This window comes from Roseateles sp. (genome assembly GCF_044373315.1).
GTDB lineage: Bacteria > Pseudomonadota > Gammaproteobacteria > Burkholderiales > Burkholderiaceae_C > JACDQM01.
On sequence record NZ_JBILQK010000152.1, the window covers coordinates 1 to 5,513 of the forward strand.

A 5,513-nucleotide genomic window follows, 5' to 3' on the forward strand; every position below is an offset into this window, starting at 1 on the left:
ACGACGATCATCAGTTCGATCAGGGTGAAACCTTGTTGTGCGCGCTTCTTGATGCTCATGTCAGTACTCCGGAAGAGGGGTTGGGGGTGAGGACATCCCCCCTGAATGCAGGGGTCGTGCCAGCCCCGTTTATCGGCGCGTTCGTGACGAACTTCACCAAAAGTCGTCAGCGGCCTCTCTAGGACTGACATTTTTCGTCAGTCGGTCGACCGAGATCTGACAGCGCTGACAGTTCTTGTCAGTCCGACGGGCTGACAAGTTCGCCAGCCGCTAGGTTTCGCGGTGCGCTAGCAAGCCAGGGCTCGCACCACGACCTGCTCGATGCCCTCGGGCAGACGCAAATGCGCCGGCCAGCGGATGGCTTGGCAGCGCTTGTTCATGAAAACGGTGTGGGTGCTCATGCCTGCCTCCCGTGGGACATGGCATGAGTATGTGCAGCCCGCTCTAGAGCGCCATCACCTGCCCGGCAGCCAAGGCATGGACGCGGTGCGGCAGACCCAGGGCAGCGATCTCGGCCATCACGGCCGTCTCTTCGCCCGGCTTGATGTGGGTGATGTGGACATCCAGCCCCCGCTGGGCGGGGCTCAGCTGTGCCAGTTCGCGGGCCAGGCTGGCCGGACACAGGTGGCGGCTGATGCTGGCCAGTTGCTGTTCATCGTTGCCGAAAGCGGTTTCGATGACGAGGTGCGTGAGCTTGATCTCGGCCAGGCGGTGCCATAGCGCTGGATTGGGGCCGGTGTCGCCGGTGAAGACCCAATGGCCCCTGTCCGTGCCGCCGTCAACCGCAAAGCCCACGGCCGGAACGGTGTGCACGGCGCTCAGCACCTCGATCAGGCGGCCACCCAGATTCAGGCGTTCGCCGATGGCGAAGGGCTGCAGCTTGATGACGGGCTGGTCGGCGCTGGGCAGGCGGGTGAAGTCTGGCCAGATCACCCCATTGAAGAGGTGGGTGCGCAGGGCGGCCAGGGTTTCCGGCAGGGCATGGATCTGGATGGGCGGGCGCTGTGCCTTCTCGCGCATGCGCAGCACTGAATCGGCCAGCAGCGGAATCGCCAGCACATGGTCCAGATGGGCGTGGCTGACCAGAATGTGGTCGATCCGCGCCAACTCGTCCAGGCTGAGGTCGCCCACGCCGGTGCCTGCATCGATCAGGATGTCGTGATCGAGCAGGAAAGCCGTGGTCTTGTAACCGGCGGCGATGGCGCCGGAGCAGCCCAGAACGCGTATGTTCATGTGGTCGAGGTCTCAGGAACCGTGAGTCCTGGGGGCACCGCCGCAGCGGCATGAGGTGGTGCCTCAATTTACGCGTCTGGCCGGCTGGCGCAAGCGGCCAAATTCTCGAAACAGATGAAATCGCTGCGCTGACGCGGTGCTCAGTCGGCAGCGGCGTGAATTAGTTGCTGCGCGAGGGCGGACAGGCCGCCGGCAATCACTCAGGCGCCGGCCTGGATGAATTGCATCTGCGTGCCGGCGAGCTCGATGACGTCACCGCTGCGCAGTGCCACCGACTCGGCGGTCAACGGAGCACCATTGACGGTGGGCCGCGCAGCGCCTTCGACGTGCGCAAAGACATAGCCGCTGGGCCGTTTGGTGATCGACGCCACCTGCACCCCAGGCTTGCCCACCGTGGTCACAACCTTGGTCAGGCTGACTTCGCGCCCGGCCGCAGCCCCCGTCAGGACCTTGATGGTGGCCGGCGTTGCAGCACTTGCGGCTCCAGGCAAGGCGCCAAACGAAGACGGCATGCCAAAACCTGAGGGCGTAGCGCCGGACTTGAGAATCATGGTCTTCTCGTAGTCGCCACCGTCTTCCAGCAGGTACTTGATCTTGTACTTGCCCACTTCGACCACATCGTTGTTGCTCAACAGCTGCTTCTTGATGGCCTTGCCGTTGATGTAGGTGCCGTTGGTCGAGTTGAGGTCTTCGATGAACACGTCGGCGCCCACCATCTGCAGCACGGCGTGCTCGCCGCTGACTGCCAGGTTGTCGATCACGATGTCGTTGTAGGGGCGCCGACCGAGCGTGGTCTTGTCCTTGGTGATCTGGACGTCCTTGATCACCACCCCGTCGAGCGAAACCACCAGCTTGCCCATGCTTGACCTCAAGTCCTGTTGTCCGTCTTGTGTGCAGTTGCCGTGATGCGCGCGCTCACCTGTGGAGTGTTGGCGCGCCCATCCCTCAATCAATCACTGCTGCTGCGACTTGCGGCCGAACGGCCACCAAGCGCGGCCGCTTGACCGTGCGCGGCCTTCGGCTCGCGCCAGCACGATCGCAATATTATCCTTGCCACCCATGTCATTTGCCGCATCGATCAGCGCCTGAGCGGCCTCAGAGAGCGAAGGGTGGCTCAGGAGCAACTGAGCCAGCGCATCGTCATCCAGCATGTCCGAGAGCCCATCCGAGCACAAGAGGTAGACGTCGCCAGGCTGAACCTCGTGTTGATGGAGTTCAAGCATCACGGTGTCTTCGACGCCGACAGCCCGCGTCACCAGGTTGCGGTTGCTGGAAAAGACAGCCTCTTCAGGCGTCAGCAGCCCCGCATCGAGCTGCTCCTGCAACAAGGAGTGGTCGCGCGTGACCTGAGCCAACTGGCCGTTGCGCAGCCGGTAGGCGCGTGAGTCGCCGACATGGCCCAGCATCAGCATGTCTTCGCGGAAGACCGCCAGCACCAAGGTGGTGCCCATCCCGGCGTAGCGGGGGTTGGTGTTGGCGGCATTGAAGATGGCCCGGTTGGCGTTGTCCACGCAGATGTCCATCGCGCGCCGCACATCTGTGCTTTCAGCGCCTGAACCCGCCTCCTTCAACCAGCGTCCGAGCTCGGACTTGATGAAGCTGGTCAGCATATTGCTGGCAACTTCGCCAGCGTTGTAGCCGCCCATGCCATCGGCCAGGACGGCCAGCCCCACGGACTCGTCCACCGCCACCGAGTCTTCGTTGTTGTCGCGCGCGCGACCCACGTCGGTGGCACTGAAAATCTCCAGGGTCATGTTTTTGTGCATGAGCTGTCAGCTGGGGGAGCGTGGATTTTGCCCCGGTTCATCCGGACTCAAGCGCAGTGTTTGCGCGAACGGGTCCACGCTTGGGGCCGCTTTGTCAGGGGCGGCGGGGTCATGAGGCCCCATTTGGGCCAGGACAGCCTCAAGATCCTGAGCCATCTGCTCGCCGCTGGCGTAGCGAAGCTCGGGGCGTTTCTCCAGCGCCAGGGCCAGCAGCAGGGCCAGTGGCTCCGGCAACTCGGGCCGGTAATGGCGGACATCAGGCGCGGGCTGATTGGCGATCTGGTGCATCAGCTTGGCCATGGAGTCCGATTGATGCGGCAGATGGCCAGTCAGCAATTGGTACAGCATCGCGCCCAAAGAATACAGGTCACTGCGGCCATCCACCTTCAGCCCGGCGAGCTGCTCAGGCGACATGAAGGATGGCGTGCCCAGCACCAGGCCGGTCCGGGTGCGGCTACCGTCGGCGATGCGGGCGATGCCGAAGTCCATGATCTTGAGCGTGCCGGCGGAGCGATCCAGCATCACGTTGGAGGGCTTGATGTCCCGATGCACGACGCCCTGGCTGTGTGCATAGGCCAGCGCGCGGGCCAGCCGAATGGCCAGCGATAGCACCTCGCTGACGGGAAGCAGGTGACCCAGCCGCGTGTAGTGGCTGAGGTCTTGCCCGTGCACGTACTCCATCGCGATCCAGGCATCGTCGCCCGCTTCGCCGGCATCGATGACCTCAAGGATGTCGGGGTGCTGCAGATGGCGGGCCGCACGGGCTTCGCGCATGAAGCGCTGGCGCACGTCGATCAGATCTTCGGCAGAGAACTCGCGCTGAAGTGCCAGCCGCTTGATGGCCAGCTGCCGGCCGCCGATGCGTTCGCGCGCCAGATGCACCGTGGCCATGGCCCCGCGGCCGATTTCAGCGCCGATCTCGAAATGATCCAGCGCCGCGTCCCGGCTGGGCTGAAAGACGTCGGGCTGGGTACTGGCTGCCGTTTCGGTTTCAGGCGCTTGCCGGTCCGCAGCCGTGCGACCCAGCAAGCGACTCCAAAAACCGCTGCCAGCCATCGCGTCAGGCCGCCGGCGCAGGCTTGCGTGCCGCGACCAGCTTGCCCAGGGCCAGCACCAGCAGTGCCCCGCCAACGCCGCAGGCGTAGTACAGAGCCGGCAGTACCACGGTGCTGCCCGGCTTGTCGCCGGCTTCGGACGGCACCCAGCTTGCGAGCGCCGGATCGCCGACCATCATCGTGCCGGCAATCCAGCCCAGCAGCATCGCGCCGAAGGTGATGACGACAGGGAAGCGATCCATCAGTTTGATCACCAGCTGGCTGCCCCAGACGATGATGGGAATCGAGACCAGCAGGCCGAAGATCACCAGCGGCATCTGATGGTCGCCGCCCGCGCCCTCGGCGGCGCCGGCGATGGCGATCACGTTGTCCAGGCTCATCACGAAGTCGGCCACGATGACGGTCTTGACGGCCGCCCAGAGCTTGTCGCTGGCCTGGATGTTGCCGTGCTCGTCCTCATCTTCCGGCACCAGCAGCTTCATGCCGATCCACAGCAGCAGCAGGCCGCCGACCAGCTTCAGGAAGGGCAGCTTCAGCAGCGTTAGGGCAAAGAAGATCAGGACGACCCGCAGCACGATGGCGCCCGCGGTGCCCCAAATGATGCCTTTGGTGCGTTGCGCATCCGGCAGCTTGCGGCAAGCCAGGGCGATCACGACAGCGTTGTCGCCACCCAGCAGGATGTCGATCATGATGATCTGGCCGACGGCAAGCCAGAACTCGGGGCTGGAGAGCATGTCCATGGGGGGAGGGCTTTTTTGGGTTGGTCTGATGCGGCCCTGGGCAGACCGACTATAGCGAGGCGCGCAACAGAGAGCCGGAAATGGCAAAAGGGGCCTCGCCGGCCCCTTTCAGTCCGTGCACGCGGGCTGCAGTCGCATTGTGCGACGTAGCAGCCCCGTGTCCGGGTGCGTGAAATTACGCATTTGTTCGACCGGGCGGCAGGATCGCGCCCGGCGTCAAGCTCCGCTCAGAGCAGGCCCTTGAGCAGCTTGGCCATTTCGGACGGGTTGCGCGTCACGGTGAAGCCGCACTCTTCCATGATGGCCAGCTTGGCATCGGCCGTGTCGGCACCGCCAGCGATCAGCGCGCCGGCGTGGCCCATGCGCTTGCCAGCCGGTGCGGTGACGCCAGCGATGAAGCCCACAACCGGCTTCTTCATATTGGCCTTGCACCAGCGCGCAGCTTCCGCTTCGTCCGGGCCGCCGATCTCGCCGATCATGATCACCGCGTCGGTGTCCGGATCGTCGTTGAAGGCTTGCATCACGTCGATGTGCTTCAGGCCGTTGATCGGGTCGCCACCGATACCGACGGCGCTGGATTGGCCCAGGCCGATTTCGGTCAGCTGTGCGACGGCTTCATAGGTCAGCGTGCCCGAACGGGACACGACGCCGATGCGGCCCTTGCGGTGGATGTGGCCGGGCATGATGCCGATCTTGATCTCTTCGGGCGTGATCAGGCC

General features: G+C 64.3%; 6 protein-coding genes and 1 pseudogene. All 7 read right to left on the reverse strand.

Features of this window, described 5'->3' with window-relative positions; all coding sequences use genetic code 11:
- Window positions 1–191, reverse strand: a 191-nt coding sequence (locus tag ACIQ67_RS19145) for a prepilin-type N-terminal cleavage/methylation domain-containing protein (protein WP_397535972.1), incomplete at its 3' end; no start/stop codon positions are given.
- A 253-nt stretch (window positions 192–444) separates the two neighbouring features.
- Complete coding sequence (locus ACIQ67_RS19150; protein WP_397535973.1) at window positions 445–1,233, reverse strand: MBL fold metallo-hydrolase; 789 nt, start codon at window positions 1,231–1,233, stop codon at window positions 445–447.
- A gap of 200 nt (window positions 1,234–1,433) precedes the next feature.
- Complete coding sequence (locus ACIQ67_RS19155; protein ID WP_397535974.1) at window positions 1,434–2,093, reverse strand: FHA domain-containing protein; 660 nt, start codon at window positions 2,091–2,093, stop codon at window positions 1,434–1,436.
- A 93-nt stretch (window positions 2,094–2,186) separates the two neighbouring features.
- Window positions 2,187–2,987, reverse strand: a complete 801-nt coding sequence (locus ACIQ67_RS19160; protein ID WP_397535975.1) for a Stp1/IreP family PP2C-type Ser/Thr phosphatase — start codon at window positions 2,985–2,987, stop codon at window positions 2,187–2,189.
- 18 nt (window positions 2,988–3,005) lie between these two features.
- Window positions 3,006–4,028 carry a serine/threonine-protein kinase gene (locus ACIQ67_RS19165; RefSeq protein ID WP_397535976.1) on the reverse strand — a complete coding sequence of 341 codons (1,023 nt, stop codon included), beginning with the start codon at window positions 4,026–4,028 and terminating at the stop codon, window positions 3,006–3,008.
- Window positions 4,029–4,059: 31 nt separating this feature from the next.
- Window positions 4,060–4,794 carry a TerC family protein gene (locus ACIQ67_RS19170; protein WP_397535977.1) on the reverse strand — a complete coding sequence of 245 codons (735 nt, stop codon included), beginning with the start codon at window positions 4,792–4,794 and terminating at the stop codon, window positions 4,060–4,062.
- A gap of 227 nt (window positions 4,795–5,021) precedes the next feature.
- Window positions 5,022–5,513: pseudogene (locus ACIQ67_RS19175) on the reverse strand (succinate--CoA ligase subunit alpha); the annotation flags it as partial.

Bases quoted from the DNA above. Each gene is read 5' to 3' on its own strand.
- ACIQ67_RS19150 (WP_397535973.1), bottom strand. From the start codon at position 1,233: ATGAACATACGCGTTCTGGGCTGCTCCGGCGCCATCGCCGCCGGTTAC.
- ACIQ67_RS19155 (WP_397535974.1), bottom strand. From the start codon at position 2,093: ATGGGCAAGCTGGTGGTTTCGCTCGACGGGGTGGTGATCAAGGACGTC.
- ACIQ67_RS19160 (WP_397535975.1), bottom strand. From the start codon at position 2,987: ATGACCCTGGAGATTTTCAGTGCCACCGACGTGGGTCGCGCGCGCGAC.
- ACIQ67_RS19170 (WP_397535977.1), bottom strand. From the start codon at position 4,794: ATGGACATGCTCTCCAGCCCCGAGTTCTGGCTTGCCGTCGGCCAGATC.